General features: G+C 43.3%; 14 protein-coding genes. 13 read left to right on the top strand and 1 reads right to left on the bottom strand.

The genetic code is table 11. From position 1 onward, the window contains the following. The first annotated feature begins 211 nt into the window (after positions 1-211). The 9 genes from NSB03_RS17545 (at position 212) to NSB03_RS17505 (ending at position 8061) form a co-directional block, all read left to right on the top strand. Complete coding sequence (locus tag NSB03_RS17545) at positions 212-505, top strand: nucleotidyltransferase family protein (protein WP_024988394.1); 294 nt, start codon at positions 212-214, stop codon at positions 503-505. Next, positions 498-869: a HepT-like ribonuclease domain-containing protein gene (locus NSB03_RS17540; RefSeq protein ID WP_024988395.1), complete on the top strand. Its 372-nt coding sequence runs from the start codon at positions 498-500 to the stop codon at positions 867-869. The genes NSB03_RS17545 and NSB03_RS17540 overlap by 8 nt, the downstream gene beginning before the upstream one ends. 309 nt (positions 870-1178) lie before the next feature. Next, the gene (locus NSB03_RS17535) at positions 1179-1700 is read left to right on the top strand and encodes an HU family DNA-binding protein (protein WP_024988396.1); all 522 of its coding nucleotides are present in this window, start codon (positions 1179-1181) and stop codon (positions 1698-1700) included. A 68-nt stretch (positions 1701-1768) separates the two neighbouring features. After that, positions 1769-1861 carry a smalltalk protein gene (locus NSB03_RS17530; RefSeq protein ID WP_159102156.1) on the top strand — a complete coding sequence of 31 codons (93 nt, stop codon included), beginning with the start codon at positions 1769-1771 and terminating at the stop codon, positions 1859-1861. Between the two features lie 187 nt (positions 1862-2048). Next, complete coding sequence (locus NSB03_RS17525; RefSeq protein ID WP_024988397.1) at positions 2049-4373, top strand: transglycosylase domain-containing protein; 2325 nt, start codon at positions 2049-2051, stop codon at positions 4371-4373. Positions 4374-4388: 15 nt separating this feature from the next. Continuing rightward, positions 4389-4757 carry a 2-amino-4-hydroxy-6-hydroxymethyldihydropteridine diphosphokinase gene (locus tag NSB03_RS17520; protein WP_024988398.1) on the top strand — a complete coding sequence of 123 codons (369 nt, stop codon included), beginning with the start codon at positions 4389-4391 and terminating at the stop codon, positions 4755-4757. Between the two features lie 8 nt (positions 4758-4765). Beyond that, complete coding sequence (kdsB, locus tag NSB03_RS17515; protein WP_024988399.1) at positions 4766-5518, top strand: 3-deoxy-manno-octulosonate cytidylyltransferase; 753 nt, start codon at positions 4766-4768, stop codon at positions 5516-5518. A gap of 4 nt (positions 5519-5522) precedes the next feature. Further along, entirely contained in the window at positions 5523-6806 is a 1284-nt protein-coding gene (locus NSB03_RS17510; protein ID WP_024988400.1) for a M16 family metallopeptidase, read from the top strand. An 85-nt stretch (positions 6807-6891) separates the two neighbouring features. Then, complete coding sequence (locus tag NSB03_RS17505; RefSeq protein ID WP_135037373.1) at positions 6892-8061, top strand: MORN repeat-containing protein; 1170 nt, start codon at positions 6892-6894, stop codon at positions 8059-8061. A gap of 83 nt (positions 8062-8144) precedes the next feature. Here the strand turns inward: NSB03_RS17505 and NSB03_RS17500 are convergent, their stop codons facing one another. Continuing rightward, a complete protein-coding gene (locus NSB03_RS17500; RefSeq protein WP_024988401.1) occupies positions 8145-9083 on the bottom strand; it encodes a ribose-phosphate pyrophosphokinase in 939 nt (312 codons plus the stop codon). A 180-nt stretch (positions 9084-9263) separates the two neighbouring features. On the opposite strand from NSB03_RS17500, the gene NSB03_RS17495 reads away from it, so the two are divergent. From NSB03_RS17495 to NSB03_RS17480, 4 genes are read left to right on the top strand one after another with little or no spacing between them, the layout of a single operon-like run. Next, a complete protein-coding gene (locus NSB03_RS17495; RefSeq protein ID WP_257466538.1) occupies positions 9264-13583 on the top strand; it encodes a DUF5113 domain-containing protein in 4320 nt (1439 codons plus the stop codon). A 34-nt stretch (positions 13584-13617) separates the two neighbouring features. Beyond that, a complete protein-coding gene (locus NSB03_RS17490) occupies positions 13618-14346 on the top strand; it encodes a DUF5932 domain-containing protein (RefSeq protein WP_024988402.1) in 729 nt (242 codons plus the stop codon). A 37-nt stretch (positions 14347-14383) separates the two neighbouring features. Next, on the top strand, positions 14384-15838 hold the full coding sequence (locus NSB03_RS17485; RefSeq protein WP_121766890.1) for an AbgT family transporter: 1455 nt from the start codon (positions 14384-14386) through the stop codon (positions 15836-15838). A 59-nt stretch (positions 15839-15897) separates the two neighbouring features. Then, positions 15898-16320 (top strand): DUF5053 domain-containing protein, encoded by a 423-nt coding sequence (locus tag NSB03_RS17480; protein WP_024988403.1) that lies wholly within the window; start codon positions 15898-15900, stop codon positions 16318-16320. Positions 16321-16521 lie beyond the last annotated feature (201 nt).

Below are 16521 nucleotides of genomic sequence, written 5' to 3'. Positions count from 1 at the left end.
TCTCTACGACCTCAAATCCGCTGCAAGAATGCCATCCTACAGCGAAAATCAGAGTTCTCGGACGGTCTGGGGGGGGATGTTGATTAACGTCCTTTTCTATCGGTTTAAGGGAAAATAATTAAGGAATAGTATCTATTTTCGGATTTACTTGTTATATTTGTGGTATAAATAGCGTAGATAAGTAACTCAAAGCCATTAAAAAGATATAGGAATGAAAACACTATCAGAATATGTCAGTTTATTGCACCACTATATGCAACAAAATGCATCTAAGTATGGAATTTTGCGTATGGGAATATTTGGTTCGGTAGCTCGCAATGAACATACTGCTACAAGCGATGTCGATATTTATATAGAAGGGCAACTCCATGGCTTTTTTGCTTTGGCTGGTATTAAGCAGGAGTTGGAAGACTTGCTTGGTTGCAAAGTGGATATTGTACGATTGCGTGACAAGATGGATTCGTTCTTGCGTGAGAAGATACTGAAGGAGGGCATTTATGTATGACATTTTGATTGCATACCATACGCTGGAATTGGTACAGGAATCTTTAGAAAAGATACATCTTCGTTTTTCTGATATATCTTGTCCTGATGATTTTTTGCTGAGTGAGAGTGGCATGATGAAATTGGATAGTATTTGCATGAAATTGACGGCAATAGGAGAAAGTATAAAGAATCTGGATAAGATTACAAATAAAGAATTATTGATACAATACCCGGAGATTCCTTGGAAACATGTAATGGGAATACGTGATATAATAGTCCATCATTATTTTGACGTAGATGCTGATGAGATCTATCGTATTTGTAAGGAGGATATCTTACCTTTGCATCAGATGATAAAGCGGATAATGAACGATTTACGATAGTAAGTAAGTTTTTACGTTTTGGTAAGTCATTGCTCACTTCTCGTTGCGTAGTTATTTTTCCGGTCGTAAGGAACTCTTTCGTGGGCTGGCATAGTACTTATTGACGAATATGATGCTCCTCTACTGGATGTCGGCAGAGATGTCCGATTATATTATTGATTAATAGTCTATTATGTACTTGATCGAATAAAAAGAACTCCGTAAGGGGCTTTTTCCTTTTCTATACGAAATAAAAGCCGCACCTTTGCATCGTTGATCAACGAAACGTGAATAAATAACTTGAATTTGAATCTTTAAAAAAAACGTAGTATGAGTGTAATTTACAAAGTCATTACGCGACCGGCAGATCCGCGTGTCCCTAATTCTCCCAAGAGATTTTATCCGCATCTGATTACTTTAGGTCAGTCTGTCAATTTGAGATATCTTGCAGAGAAGATGAAGGATCGTTCTTCTCTTTCTGTCGGTGATATCAAGAGTGTGATTCAGAACTTCGTGGATAAGATGAAGGAGCAGTTGCTGGAAGGTAAATCGGTGAATATCGAAGGCTTAGGAGTGTTTATGTTGGCTGCCCGCTCGAAAGGTGCAGAGCAAGCGAAGGATATCACGGCCAAAAGTGTGGAGAGTATTCGTATCTTCTTTCAGGCGAACAAGGAACTGCGTGTCACAAAGACTGCAACGCGGGCAGATGAGAAGCTGGACCTGATCAGTCTGGATGAATATCTGAAGAAGATCAGTGTTACTGTAGCACCGGAAGATCCGGATGACGGTGGTGATGAAGGTGGCGGTGACAATGGGGGAGATGACGGAGAGACGCCTGACCCGGCTGCTTGATTAATTGACAGCCCGGAATTGGCTGTCTGGTAGTTTGTTTAATGTTTAATTTTAAAAGTGGAATGTCTATGAAAAGAACTTGGAGTATGATTTTGAAAGTGATTATTGCTGTTGCCGGTGCGATTGCCGGAGTGATTGGTGTACAGGCGGCAGCGATGTAGTGGGTATCTTGTAATTAAGATATAATTTGGGTATGAATGGACAGGCGGGAAAAAATCCCGCCTGTTTTGCGTTTTAGAGGGATGTGGTATTTAACAAATCTGAAATAATAATCAAACTCGTTGGCTGAATACTGGATTTTATCTACCTTTGCGTCTTAATTTAATGCGTTTTTAAGTTAGAAAAAACATGATTCGAAAAATAATAAAAACTCTTTGGATTTTATTGGCAATTGGAGTAGTGGCTGTGGTCACTATATTTGTTTCCATCTCGAAAGGTTGGATAGGATATATGCCGCCTGTTGAGGAGTTGGAGAATCCGAGTTATAAGTTTGCGACAGAGATTTTCTCTGAGGATGACAAAGTGCTGGGGACTTGGTCGTACAGTAAGGAAAATCGCGTATATACTGCTTATAAGGAACTGTCGCCCAATATAATTAATGCATTGATTGCTACGGAAGATGTTCGTTTTGTCGAACATTCGGGCATTGATGCCAAAGCATTGTTCCGTGCATTTGTAAAACGTGGTTTGATGTTCCAGAAAAATGCGGGTGGGGGTAGTACGCTGTCTCAACAGCTTGCCAAGCAGTTGTTTACGGAAAATGTTGCCAGAAACACTCTGCAGCGTCTTTTCCAGAAACCGATTGAATGGGTGATTGCTGTGAAGCTTGAACGCTACTACACTAAAGAAGAAATTCTGAGTATGTATCTCAATAAGTTTGATTTCCTGAATAATGCTGTCGGTATCAAGACGGCTGCACACACTTACTTTGGTTGCGAACCGAAGGATTTGAAACTGGAAGAGGCGGCAACTTTGGTAGGTATGTGCAAAAATCCATCGCTATATAATCCGGTGCGCTTCAACGAACGTTCTCGCGGACGTCGTAATGTGGTGCTCGAACAGATGCGCAAAGCTGGATATATCACGGAAGCTGAACGTGATTCCTTACAGGCTCTTCCGTTGAAGTTGACTTATAACCGTGTAGACCATAAAGAGGGTTTGGCTACTTACTTCCGCGAATATCTCCGTGGTGTAATGACTGCCCCAAAGCCGGTGAAGAGTGATTATCGCGGTTGGCAAATGCAGAAATATTACGAGGATTCTCTTTCTTGGGAAACGAATCCGCTGTACGGTTGGTGTGCGAAAAACAAGAAGAAAGACGGAACGAATTATAATATCTACACTGACGGTCTGAAAATTTATACTACCATAAACTCACGTATGCAGCAGTATGCTGAGGATGCTGTGAAAGAGCATTTGGGGGATTATCTGCAACCGGTATTCTTCAAGGAAAAAGAGGGAAGTAAGAATGCTCCTTATGCAAGGTCATTGCCGGAGAAACGGGTGGAAGAGTTGTTGACTAAGGCAATGAAGCAGACTGAACGTTACCGTTTGATGAAGGAAGCGGGAGCTTCGGAACGAGAGATTCGGAAAGCATTCGACAAACCGGAAGAGATGACTGTCTTTTCATGGAAAGGGGATAAGGATACGATTATGAGTCCGATGGATTCTATCCGTTATTACAAGTCTTTCCTACGTACCGGATTCATGTCGATGGATCCGATGAACGGACATGTGAAGGCTTATGTGGGTGGACCGAATTATGTGCATTTCCAATATGACATGGCTATGGTAGGACGCCGCCAGGTGGGATCTACTATCAAACCGTATTTGTACACGCTGGCTATGGAAAATAATTTCTCTCCTTGCGACCAAGTACGCCACGTTGAGCAGACGTTGATTACAGAGACGGGAAAACCATGGTCACCACGTAACGCAAGCAACAAGCGTTATGGAGAAATGGTAACTTTGAAATGGGGGTTGGCTAACTCTGACAACTGGATTTCCGCTTATCTGATGGGCAAACTGAATCCATATAATTTGGTGAAATTGATTCATAGTTTCGGTGTGCGCAATAAGGCTATCGACCCGGTTGTTTCACTTTGTCTGGGACCTTGTGAAATCTCTGTCGGCGAAATGGTGAGTGCTTATACTGCTTTCGCTAATAAGGGTATTCGTGTAGCTCCGTTATTTGTGACTCGTATCGAAGACAGTGACGGTAATGTGATTTCTACATTTGCACCGCAGATGGAAGAGGTAATCAGTGTTGCGAGCACATATAAAATGCTTGTTATGCTTCGTGCCGTTATCAATGAAGGAACGGGTGGACGTGTGCGCCGTTACGGTATCACTGCTGATATGGGTGGAAAGACAGGTACGACTAATGACAACTCCGATGCCTGGTTTATGGGATTCACGCCTTCGTTGGTATCCGGTTGTTGGGTAGGAGGTGATGAACGAGACATCCACTTCGGTAGGATGACATATGGTCAGGGAGCTGCTGCCGCATTGCCTATTTGGGCAATCTATATGAAGAAAGTATATGATGACCCGGCTTTGGGATACGACCAACAAGAAAAATTTAAACTTCCTGAGGGATTTGACCCTTGCGCCGGTTCGGAAACACCGGATGGAGAAGTAGAAGAGATAGGGTTGGACGATTTGTTTAACTAATCTTCTTCTCCAACCATGCATAAGTATATCATCTGCATTGGAAGTAATTATAACCGGAAGGAGAATTTGTTTTTTGCCCGGCAGAAGTTGGCGGATTTGTTTCCTTCTATCCGCTTCACGTCGGAACAGGAAACACAGCCTTTGTTTTTCAGAAGTCCGGCATTATTTTCCAATCAGGTGGCACAGTTCTTTTCCGAAGCAGAGGAAGAGAAAGTAAGGAAGGAGTTGAAAGCCATCGAACAGTCTGCCGGCCGTCGTCCGGGAGACAAGAAAGAAGAAAAAATTTGCCTGGATATTGATTTGCTTACTTTTGACGACCGGGTGTTGAAGCCTGAAGATCTGAAAAGGGAGTATATCATGAAGGGATTAGAAGAATTAAAATAGATTCAGATATGAGATTTCTCGGAATAATACCTGCCCGCTATGCATCCACGCGTTTCCCCGCGAAACCGTTGGCTATCTTGGGCGGAAAAACTGTGATACAACGTGTATATGAACAAGTAGCGGGTGTCTTGGACGATGCCTATGTAGCTACCGACGACGAACGGATTGAAGCGGCTGTCAAGGCTTTCGGGGGAAAGGTAGTAATGACTTCTGTTCATCATAAAAGTGGTACGGACCGTTGTTATGAAGCTTGTACCAAGATTGGGGGTGATTTTGATGTCGTTGTTAATATACAGGGTGACGAGCCTTTTATCCAACCTTCGCAGTTGGATGCTGTAAAGGCTTGTTTTGAAGATCCGACTACGCAAATAGCTACACTGGTGAAACCTTTCACTGCCGATGAGCCGTTTGCGGTACTTGAGAATGTAAATTCTCCGAAAGTGGTAGTCAATACAAACTGGAACGCGCTTTACTTCAGTCGTTCTATTATCCCTTTTCAGCGTAATGCCGAAAAACAGGATTGGTTGAAAGGGCATACCTATTATAAACATATCGGTTTGTATGCTTATCGTACGGAAGTGCTGAAAGAGATTACCGCTCTTCCGCAATCTTCTCTTGAAGTGGCCGAATCGTTGGAACAGCTTCGTTGGCTGGAAAACGGATATAGGATAAAGGTAGGTATCAGCGAAGTGGAAACGATTGGGATTGATACCCCTCAGGACTTGGAACGTGCAGAGGAATTTTTGAAGAATAGAGGATAATCTTATGGACCGCACGATACAACCTGAAATACAAATCCTGAAAAACTTTCAGATACTTGCTCCTGTCCGGACTACTTTGCCGAATGGTATTCCGCTGACTGTCATCAATGCCGGTGAGCAGGATGTGGTACGTATGGATATACTTTTTGCCGGGGGGCGATGGCAGCAGTCTCAGAAGCTGCAAGCCTTGTTTGCCAACCGGATGCTTCGCGAGGGTACTGCGAAATATGCAGCGGCTACCATTGCTGAAAAATTGGATTATTATGGTTCGTGGCTTGAACTGTCCAGTGCTTCGGAATATGCTTATATCACTGTTTATTCGCTGAATAAGTATTTGGCGAAGACATTAGAGGTGGTGGAGTCTATGATTAAAGAACCGCTTTTCCCGGAAAAAGAACTGCGGACTATCTTGGATACGAATATCCAACAATATCTGGTCAATATTTCCAAAGTTGATTTCCTTGCGAATCGGAGTCTGCTGAAGTCTCTTTACGGGAAACAGCATCCATGCGGAAAGATAGTAATGGAGGAAGATTACCATGCCATTACTCCGGATGTGCTTCGCGATTTCTATGAGCGGCATTACCATTCGGGCAATTGTTCTATATTCTTGTCCGGCAAGGTAACGGAGGATACTATCCGGCGAGTGGCAGATACTTTCGGAGCCCCCTTCGGACAACATCAATTGCAGATGCCGAAAGTAAGTTTTCCTTTTGCCGCAGTTTCTGAAAAGAGGATTTTTACGGAACGTGAGGATGCTATGCAGAGTGCCGTAAAAATGGGATGTACCACCATCACTCGTGAACATCCGGATTATCCGAAGTTGCGGGTATTGATGACTTTGTTCGGTGGCTATTTCGGTAGCCGCCTGATGTCTAATATCCGCGAAGAAAAAGGATATACCTATGGAATATCGGCAGGTATCATGTTCTATCCTGATAGCGGTGTATTGGTTGTTTCGACAGAAACTGACAATAAATATGTGGAGCCGTTGATACAGGAAGTGTATCACGAAATAGACCGGTTGCATCATGAACTTGTGCCGGATGAGGAATTGACGATGGTACGCAATTATATGTTAGGTGAGATGTGCCGTAGCTACGAGTCGCCTTTCTCTCTTTCGGATGCATGGATTTTTATTGCTACTTCCGGTTTGACGGACGACTATTTCTCGCGTTCCCTGCATGCTGTGAATGAGGTTACCCCTGCGGAAATACAGGATTTGGCACAGCGTTATTTGTGCAAAGAGACATTAAAAGAGGTCATCGCAGGTAAAAAGTTGGCATAATTTGCTTCCTGGTAGGGGAATTTATAAGAGAGAAATTGTATCTTTGTCCAAATTGTAAATCTAAAAAGAGTAACTACTAAAATAAATGAGGAAATATCTATATACTACACTTTTATGGGCTCTCCTTTCACAAGCGGGAGCAATGGCACAAGAAAATGAAGGAAAAAAAAGCGGATTTTTCGGGAAAATCAAAGATACATTCTCTACTGAAATAAAGATTGGTAACTATACTTTTAAGGATGGTAGCGTCTATACAGGTGAAATGAAGGGACGTAAACCGAATGGAAAAGGAAAGACGGTCTTTAAAAACGGTGATGTCTACGAAGGAGAATACGTGAAGGGACAACGTGAAGGATACGGCATTTATATGTTTCCTGATGGGGAAAAGTATGAAGGGCAATGGTTTCAAGATCAGCAGCATGGAAAAGGTATTTATTATTTTATGAATAATAACCGTTATGACGGTATGTGGTTTCAAGACTATCAACATGGTGAAGGGACAATGTATTATCACAACGGTGACTTGTATGTAGGCAACTGGGTGAATGACAAGCGTGAAGGTAAAGGTACTTATACCTGGGCGAACGGCGCTCAATATAACGGTCACTGGAAGAACGACAAGAAAAATGGTAAAGGTGTCATGAACTGGGATGATGGCTGTAAGTATGACGGAGATTGGAAGGATGATGTACGCCACGGCAAAGGGGTATTTGAATATACTAACGGTGATAAATATGAAGGCGACTGGGCGGATGATATTCAACATGGTGAAGGTACTTATTTCTTCCACACGGGCGATCGTTATGAAGGTTCTTATCTCTTGGGCGAACGTACCGGCGCAGGTGTTTACTATCATGCTAATGGTGATAAATATGTAGGAAACTTCAAAGATGGCATGCAAGATGGGAGAGGTACTTTTACCTGGTCGAATGGTGCTGTGTATGAAGGTGACTGGAAGAATAACAAGCGTGACGGAAAGGGGGTCTACAAATGGAGCAATGGTGACGTTTACGAAGGTGATTGGGAAGATAACCGTCCGAACGGGCAAGGTGCTCTGAAGACTGTTGCGGGGATGCAATATAAAGGTGGTTTCGTTGATGGACTGGAAGAAGGGCAGGGTGTGCAAATCGACAAAGATGGCAACCGTTTCGAGGGTTTCTTCAAGCAAGGAAAAAAGAATGGGCCTTTCGTGGAAACTGATAAGGACGGAAAGGTTATCAAGAAAGGAACCTATAAATTTGGAAGACTGCAATAAGAGATATAAGCTATAAAGAAAACGGTGAACAAGTTACGCTATACGAGACTTGTTCACCGTTTTTTTTAACGATATTTGTTCGCTTAGATTATGTATTGTGAACTGATAGATTCGTTATTCATAACGCGTTTGATAGTTTCTGCAAACATATCGGCGATACTCAGCTGTTTTACTTTCGCGCATTTCTTGGTGTAAGGGATACTGTCGGTAAACACCATTTCGGTCAGACCGGACTCCTGTACACGGAAAGATGCCGGGTCGGACATCACACAATGGCTGGCAATGGCGCGTACGGATGTTGCACCGGCTTCCATCATGATGTTGGCAGCTTTGGTGATTGTTCCTGCGGTGTCTACAATATCGTCAACCAAGACAACGTTTTTACCTTTCACGTCACCAATGATTTGCATGGAAGCGACTTCATTAGCTTTTTCACGTGACTTGTTGCAAAGTACCAATGGCACACCAAGGTATTTGGAAAAAGTGCTGGCACGTTTTGAACCGCCTACGTCCGGTGTAGCAATCACCAGGTCTTCCAGTTTCAATGACTGGATGTAGGGGAGGAATACGGCTGATGCATACAAATGGTCTACCGGGATATTGAAGAATCCCTGAATCTGGTCTGCATGCAAGTCCATGGTAATCAGTCGGTCGATACCTGCAACAGAAAGCAGGTCGGCTACCAACTTAGCTCCGATAGATACACGGGGTTTGTCTTTTCTGTCCTGACGGGCCCATCCGAAATAAGGGATTACGGCTACAACGCTTTTTGCAGATGCGCGCTTTGCAGCGTCAATCATCAGGAGAAGTTCCATTAAGTTGTCTGAGTTAGGGAAAGTGGATTGAACCAGGAATACGTGTGCGCCACGAATGGACTCTTCATATGAAACCGCAAATTCACCATCGGCAAAATGGGTAATGTTCATATTTCCCAGAGGACAATTCAGGCTTGCGCAGATTTTTTCTGCAAGATATCTCGAGTTCGTTCCCGAGAATACCATAAAGGGTGCTTTTTCGCTCATTTTATAATAGATGTTTTACCTATTTGTTAATTTGCCTGCAAAGGTAGGAATTTCTCTTATTATTTAGAAGGACTTATTGTATAAAAAATATTTTTCTCTCCAACTTATCGGAAATATTTGTAGATTTGCAATAAATAATGGAGTATATCCATTATCCGTTGTTAATTATCCAATGATAAAATGAGTTCACGCTTTCCTTTATATATAATAGGTGTAGTGCTGTTCGCCTCTTTCTTCTCGTGCACTGACATGGTGCCGACCAAAGAAGTGCGTCTGATTGACTCACTGAACGGGAAAGCATATGCTTTTCGTTACCGGAATCTCGATTCTTCCTATAAATATGCCGAGCAGGCTTATCGTCGAGTAAGCTTATATAAGTCGGGGAAAGCCGAAGCTTCAAATAACTTGGGATTCTGGGCTTACATGAACATGGATTTCGACCGTGCCGAAGCTTTGCACAAAGAGGTATACAAACTGACCAAGAACGAACTCGAACTCTTGATTGCGGACATCGGGCTGATGAAAATCTGCCAGCGGACGGCAATGAACAAAGAATTTTATGACTACCGGAATAGTGCGCTGAAACGCATGAAGCGTATCCGTGAAGAGAGTGACTTGTTTGCCGACCGGCATGAGAAGCTCCGTCTGGATTATGCTTTCACGGAATTCTTTATTGTCTCTTCCATTTATTATTATTATCTCCAGCAACGGGAGGAAGCGATTGCCTCACTCAATCAGATTCCGGAAGATGAAGCACTGGCAGACACTAATCAGTTGCTCTATTATCATTATCTCAAAGGTTCGGCTTCTTTGGTGGAAGCTGATAAACCGGAGGATAGAAAGCTCCGTGAGTTCGACCATCTTTATTATACCTGGCGGATGGCTGTCCGGAGCAATCATTCTTATTTTGAAGGAAATGGTCTGCAAGGGCTTGCGAATCTGATTATTTCTTCTAATAACTTCGATTTTTTTCTGGCAAGGAGAGGTCATGTTTTAGACCAGTTTGATTTGCCGATAGATTCGCTTTTACCTTTGCGGCTGGCACAGTTTGCACTTGAAAAGTTCCGTGAATATGATGACTTATATCAGATTGCCGGAGCGTATGTGTCTATCGGCAAATATCTGAATGTGCATGGGAGATATTCGGAAGCGCTGGATACATTGACGAAAGCATTGGATTGCGTGAACCGGCATCATATGCTTTATTATCATAACGAAACGGATACATTGGATAGGCTATATACGTTTGCAGAAGGGGATACGACTTATACCGGGGTGCCTTGGATTACGCAGGAGAACGTAAAGACTGTTCCCGAATGGATTTCAAGAATCAGGGAACAACTGAGCGTGTCGTATGCAGGGCTGGGGATGAAGTATGCATCTGATTACAATCGGAATATATATCTGGATATTTTGAACTTTACGCGTCAGGACAAGGAGTTGGAGAGCCGATATGTTTCATTGGAAGCCGGTTCGCGGCAGATGACGCTTGTTCTTTCTTTGGTGATAGCCGGATTGGTGTTGGTGGTTATTCTTTGGTGGTTCTTCAATAAGCGTTCCAAGATAAAGAATCAGATTGATGTAGAACGCCTGCAACAGATTCTCGGGCTTTGCCGCGATATTACTTCTTCTATTCCGATGAATGTTCCGTTGATTCAACAAGGGATAGACCGGTTGTTCGGGAAAGGTAGGATGAGACTGGAGATTCCTGAAGGCGAAGAGGGGAAAGCGGCACTTGTCCCTATGCATCGGCTGAATCGGGATGAAAAGGCTTTGGTGCATGTGTTGGAGCCTTATATTATTTGGGCTGCTGACAACGAGCAGATGGTGGAAGCATTGAGCGACGAACGGATGCAGTTGGAAAAGCAGCGGTATATCTACGAACAGCATATTGCGGGAAATAAGCGTCAGAATCTGATAAAGAAGGCTTGTATGGCTATTGTAAATGGCATCAATCCTTATATCGACCGTATTTTGAATGAAGTGCATAAACTTACGGAAAAAGGATATATTGATGATGAAAAGATAAAGAAAGAGAAGTATCAGTATATTGACGAACTGGTAACTACGATTAATGAATATAACGATATTCTGGCTCTGTGGATTAAGATGAAGCAAGGAACGTTGAGCCTGAATATTGAAACGTTCAGTCTTGACGAGTTGTTTGAACTGCTGGGGAAAGGACGGCGTGCCTTTGAAATGAAAAAGCAGACGTTGGAGATTGAACCGGCTGCCGTTATGGTGAAGGCGGACCGGGCGTTGACTTTGTTTATGATTAATACGCTGGCAGAGAATGCCCGTAAGTATACTCCGGAGGGAGGAACGATTAAAGTTTATGCACGTACTACGGATACATATGTCGAAATTTCCGTGGAAGATAACGGAAGAGGCATTTCGGAAGAAGATGTGGCGTGTATCATTGGTGAGAAAGTGTATGATTCGCGTGTGATTGGGATAAAGAATGCGGAAGACCCTGAAGAATTGAAAGAAAACAAAGGAAGCGGTTTCGGGTTGATGAACTGTAAGGGAATCATTGAGAAGTACAAGAAGACGAATGAACTGTTCAGGGTGTGTACCTTTGATGTGAAAAGTGAATTGGGGAAGGGAAGCCGTTTTTATTTCCGTTTGCCTTTGGGGGTACGTAAGGTGGTTGGCATTTTGCTTTGCCTGTTGCTTCCTATGGGAATGGTATCCTGTCTGCATGAGCCGGTTCAGTCTATGTCGCAGGATGGAGATTCGATAGTGATAACTACTGATTCTACTTATGAGGATTTGTTGGATGCTGCCTCGGACTATGCCAATGCGGCGTATTTTGCCAATGTGGATGAAAATTACGGGCTTGCTTTGCAATATGTGGACTCTGCCATGTTGTTGCTGAACGAGCATTATGAGAAATATGCGCGTCCTGGACGTCCGCATCACTATATGAAACTCGTAGGTACAGGAATACCGGCTGAAGTCAGTTGGTGGAACGAAATGTTTGATTCGGATTATCATGTGATTCTGGATATAAGAAATGAAGCGGCGGTTGCCTTTCTGGCTTTGAAACAATTGGATGCATACAGCTATAATAATTCGGCTTTTACGGATTTATATAAGTTGCAGGGAGAAGACCAGACGCTGGAAGCATATTGCAGGCAGTTGGAGCGTTCGAATACCAATAAGACGGTAGGGATTATTCTATGTTTTGTCTTGTTGATTATTTCTTTGGTCGGGTATTATTTTTTGTATATGCGGAAGCGTTTGCAGAACCGGTTGAATCTTGAGCAGGTGCTTGAAATAAATCAGAAAGTATTTGCGGCATCTTTAGTCAGGCCGCAGGAACAGGAGAATACGGAAGCGTTGCAACGGGAGGAAAGTACGCTCAAAGAAATTCCGCAGCGTATCGTGAATGAAGCATTCGGCTCGGTGAATGAATTATTGACGATTGACCGGATGGGAATCGCGGTATACAATGAAACGACGCATCGACTGGAGTATGCTTCGCGTCCCGGACAGGAGATGCCGGAAATGGTGCAGCAGTGTTTTGACTCTGGCGAGTATCTTGCGGAACAACATCTGCTGGCTATTCCGTTGAAAGTGGAAGCGGGGGGAGAACACCAATGTGTCGGTGTGTTATATCTTGAGCGTAGGGAAGGTTCGGAGCAGGAAACGGATCGTTTGCTCTTTGAATTGGTGGCTCGTTATGTGGCTATTGTGGTATTTAATGCGGTAGTGAAACTAGCTACGAAATATCGGGATATTGAGTCGGCACACGAAGAGACGCGGCGGGCTTCCTGGGAAGATAGTATGTTGCATGTACAGAATATGGTGCTCGACAACTGCCTGTCTACGATTAAACATGAAACGATTTATTATCCGAATAAAATCAAACAGATTGTAGGACGGCTGAACACACAGAGCCTTTCGGAAAAGGAAGAGCGCGAAGGAGTGGAGACCATGACGGAATTGATTGAATATTATAAGGGTATCTTCACCATCTTGAGTTCGTGCGCTTCCCGTCAGTTGGAAGAGGTTACTTTCCGGCGTACGGTGATTCCGGTGCAGGAACTTTTTGACGCTGCCGGAAAATATTTCAGGAAGGTAATGAAGAACCGGACAGAGAGGATAGAACTGGAGATGGAGCCAATGGAGGCGAGAGTAATAGGAGACGTGAATCAGTTGCGCTTTCTGTTGGAAAATCTGATTGACGAAGCATTGACGTTTCGTGAAGATGGTGTGCTTCGTTTGCAGGTTTGTAGGGATGATGAGTACATTCGCTTCCTCTTTACGGATACCAGGCGTGAGAAGAGTGTGGAGGAGTTGAACCAATTGTTTTATCCGAACTTGGCACGCATGACTTCCGGTGAAAAAGGGGAATTGCGGGGTACGGAATACCTGGTATGCAAGCAAATTATCCGCGACCATGACGAATTTGCGGGACGCAGAGGATGCCGCATCAATGCCGAGCCTGCTGCGGGTGGAGGATTTACGGTTTATTTCACTGTTCCGCGCAGATAAAAAAGAAAACACATAAAAGTTATTAGATAAGGAAATGGAAGAACAGAAGTTTAAAGTTATTATTGTAGAGGATGTAAAGCTGGAGTTGAAAGGTACGGAAGAGATATTCCGTCACGAAATACCGAATGCGGAAGTGATTGGTACTGCCATGACCGAGAGTGAATTTTGGCCGTTGATGGAGGTACAGCTTCCCGACTTGGTATTGCTGGATTTGGGACTGGGTGGTTCTACTACTATCGGGGTGGATATTTGCCGGAATATATTCAAACGCTATAAAGATGTCCACGTACTGATTTTCACTGGTGAAATATTGAATGAGAAGTTGTGGGTGGATGTACTGAATGCCGGTGCCGACGGAATTATCCTCAAGACGGGAGAACTGCTGACCAAAACAGATGTACAGGCTGTGATGGACGGTAAGAAACTGGTTTTCAACTATCCGATTTTGGAAAAGATTGTAGAGCGTTTCAAAAAGTCAGTTGCCAATGATGCGAAGCGTCAGGAAGCGGTAATCAGCTATGATATCGACGAATATGACGAGCGTTTTCTCCGCCATCTGGCATTGGGATACACGAAAGAGATGATTGCGAACCTGAAAGGTATGCCTTTCGGTGTGAAATCATTGGAAAAAAGGCAAAACGACCTTATCGGACGTCTCTTTCCAAATGGAGAAAGAGTAGGAGTGAATGCTACCCGATTGGCTGTTCGTGCTTTGGAATTGCGCATTATTGATTTGGATAATTTGGAAGCCGACGAGGAATAGACAAAGGGAAATTGACGAAGAACAAACCTGAAAAGCGATGAAGACAAAATGGCGCATGCCCCATCCTGCAACGATGTTCATGCTACTGACAATGGCAGTGGTCTTTCTTTCATGGATATGTGATATCTATGGATTGAAGGTGACATTACCACAGACCGGTGAGGATATTCGTGTACAAAGCCTGCTGAGTCCGGAAGGTATTCGCTGGTGGTTGAGGAATGCTATCAAGAACTTTACAGGGTTTGCTCCGTTGGGCATGGTGATTATTGCCATGTTCGGATTGGGAGTTGCCCAACACTCCGGTTTTATTGATGCATGTATCCGTATGGGGGTGGGAAACCGCCAGAAGAAGAGGAAAATTATCTTGTGGGTGATTGTTCTAGGATTATTGTCGAATACTATTGGTGACGGTGGATATATTATTTTATTGCCTATTGCCGCTATGCTGTTTCAATGGGTGGGGCTTCATTCGATTGCGGGGATTGTGACGGCTTATGTCTCCGTGGCCTGCGGGTATAGTGCCAATATTGTGTTGAGTACGATGGACCCGCTGTTGGCTCATACCACACAGGAAGCTGCGTTAGCTCAAACAGGCTATCAGGGAAATACGGAACCTCTTTGCAATTACTTCTTTATGAGTGCTTCTACGATAGTAATTACTGCCATTGTTTACTGGGTGACTCAAAAATGGCTTCTTCCCAGATTGGGTAAATATGAAGGAAGTGTGAAGGTGGAAGCCTATCGTCCCCTGTCTCGTAAAGAGAGGCGGGCGATTATGATTTCTATTATCGTAGCGGCTATTTATGTAGCTCTTGTTTTATGGCTTACTTTTTCCTCTTACGGAATTCTGCGGGGTGTGAATGGAGGTTTGATGCATTCACCTTTCATTGCCGGTATTTTGTTTCTTCTCTCTTTGGGAGCGGGCATTACGGGGATGGCGTATGGCTTTAGTTCTGGTCGCTATCGTACAGACAATGATGTGATTGAAGGGTTGACACAGCCCATGAAACTTCTAGGCGTCTATTTCGTAATTGCTTTCTTTGCCGCTCAAATGTTCGCCTGTTTCGAGTATTCTCATTTGGACAAATGCCTTGCCATAATGGGTGCTGAGTTGCTTTCTTCCTTTGAACCGACTCCATTGACAACTTTGGTCTTATTTATCCTGTTTACGGCATTTATCAATCTGATTATGGTATCTGCCACTTCCAAATGGGCTTTCATGTCTTTCATCTTTATCCCGATGTTTGCGCAGATGGGAATCTCGCCGGACGTAGCACAATGTGCTTTCCGTATTGGAGATAGCTCGACAAATGCCATTACTCCTTTCTTATTTTATATGCCTTTGGTGTTGACTTATATGCGGCAGTATGATAGGCAGATTACGTATGGCACATTACTTAAATATACCTGGAGATATTCATTGGCTATCTTGTTTGCCTGGACGTTACTGTTTATCGTTTGGTATTTGCTGAAAATACCGGTAGGCTTATAATACAAAGATGGATTGCAAAGTTCCGGTATGTACCCTTTATTTAATTATAAAAGAAGGATATGGATAAACAGATAGAAGATAAAATCAGGGGCTTGGTTTCTAAATTTTACCTATTACGGACGAAAGAAGGAAGCGAGGAATTTGATAAGATATGGCAGGAGCTAAATGCGGAAATCCCGCTCGAGGAACGGAGGGAAGCCGGACGTATATTACGTGAGGCAATGCAAGAGGCGCGGGAACGCAGAAAACGAACGGATGTTGATGTTCGTACCGGAATGGGAGACTTATGCGATGTTCTATCATTATCTTATATTGCTCAACACTATTTTCAAAAAGATCGTAGTTGGTTGGCACAGCGTATTAATGGAAATATAGTCAATGGTAAACCTTGTGCTTTCACGGAAAGCGAGTTAGAGATTTTAAAGTTTGCCTTGAATGATATAAAAAGTAAATTATCGGAAACCATATTAAACATCAAGTAAAGTAACACATTTGGAGGAATCCCGATATTCCTTCGTCTGCTTCATTATGGAGCTATCACTTTAATAAGTCTAAAGGGCTTCCACGGGTTGGAAGCCTTTTTTGTTCGTCCTTTCTTGGTGGTAATTATTAAAAGTTAAACGGGGCGAAAGTAAAACGTTTAATATCAGCTATTTAAAAGAAAAATCCGGTAACATATGAAT

It is taken from the genome of Bacteroides acidifaciens (assembly GCF_024623065.1).
In the GTDB taxonomy this organism is placed as follows: Bacteria; Bacteroidota; Bacteroidia; order Bacteroidales; family Bacteroidaceae; genus Bacteroides; species Bacteroides acidifaciens.
This window is presented reverse-complemented; position numbering and strand designations above follow the sequence as displayed.

What these genes read in the sequence shown, in the direction of transcription:
- NSB03_RS17545 (WP_024988394.1), top strand. Translation starts at nt 212, where the DNA reads ATGAAAACACTATCAGAATATGTCAGTTTATTGCACCACTATATGCAA.
- NSB03_RS17540 (WP_024988395.1), top strand. Translation starts at nt 498, where the DNA reads ATGTATGACATTTTGATTGCATACCATACGCTGGAATTGGTACAGGAA.
- NSB03_RS17535 (WP_024988396.1), top strand. Translation starts at nt 1,179, where the DNA reads ATGAGTGTAATTTACAAAGTCATTACGCGACCGGCAGATCCGCGTGTC.
- NSB03_RS17530 (WP_159102156.1), top strand. Translation starts at nt 1,769, where the DNA reads ATGAAAAGAACTTGGAGTATGATTTTGAAAGTGATTATTGCTGTTGCC.
- NSB03_RS17525 (WP_024988397.1), top strand. Translation starts at nt 2,049, where the DNA reads ATGATTCGAAAAATAATAAAAACTCTTTGGATTTTATTGGCAATTGGA.
- NSB03_RS17520 (WP_024988398.1), top strand. Translation starts at nt 4,389, where the DNA reads ATGCATAAGTATATCATCTGCATTGGAAGTAATTATAACCGGAAGGAG.
- kdsB (WP_024988399.1), top strand. Translation starts at nt 4,766, where the DNA reads ATGAGATTTCTCGGAATAATACCTGCCCGCTATGCATCCACGCGTTTC.
- NSB03_RS17510 (WP_024988400.1), top strand. Translation starts at nt 5,523, where the DNA reads ATGGACCGCACGATACAACCTGAAATACAAATCCTGAAAAACTTTCAG.
- NSB03_RS17505 (WP_135037373.1), top strand. Translation starts at nt 6,892, where the DNA reads ATGAGGAAATATCTATATACTACACTTTTATGGGCTCTCCTTTCACAA.
- NSB03_RS17500 (WP_024988401.1), bottom strand. Translation starts at nt 9,083, where the DNA reads ATGAGCGAAAAAGCACCCTTTATGGTATTCTCGGGAACGAACTCGAGA.
- NSB03_RS17495 (WP_257466538.1), top strand. Translation starts at nt 9,264, where the DNA reads ATGAGTTCACGCTTTCCTTTATATATAATAGGTGTAGTGCTGTTCGCC.
- NSB03_RS17490 (WP_024988402.1), top strand. Translation starts at nt 13,618, where the DNA reads ATGGAAGAACAGAAGTTTAAAGTTATTATTGTAGAGGATGTAAAGCTG.
- NSB03_RS17485 (WP_121766890.1), top strand. Translation starts at nt 14,384, where the DNA reads ATGAAGACAAAATGGCGCATGCCCCATCCTGCAACGATGTTCATGCTA.
- NSB03_RS17480 (WP_024988403.1), top strand. Translation starts at nt 15,898, where the DNA reads ATGGATAAACAGATAGAAGATAAAATCAGGGGCTTGGTTTCTAAATTT.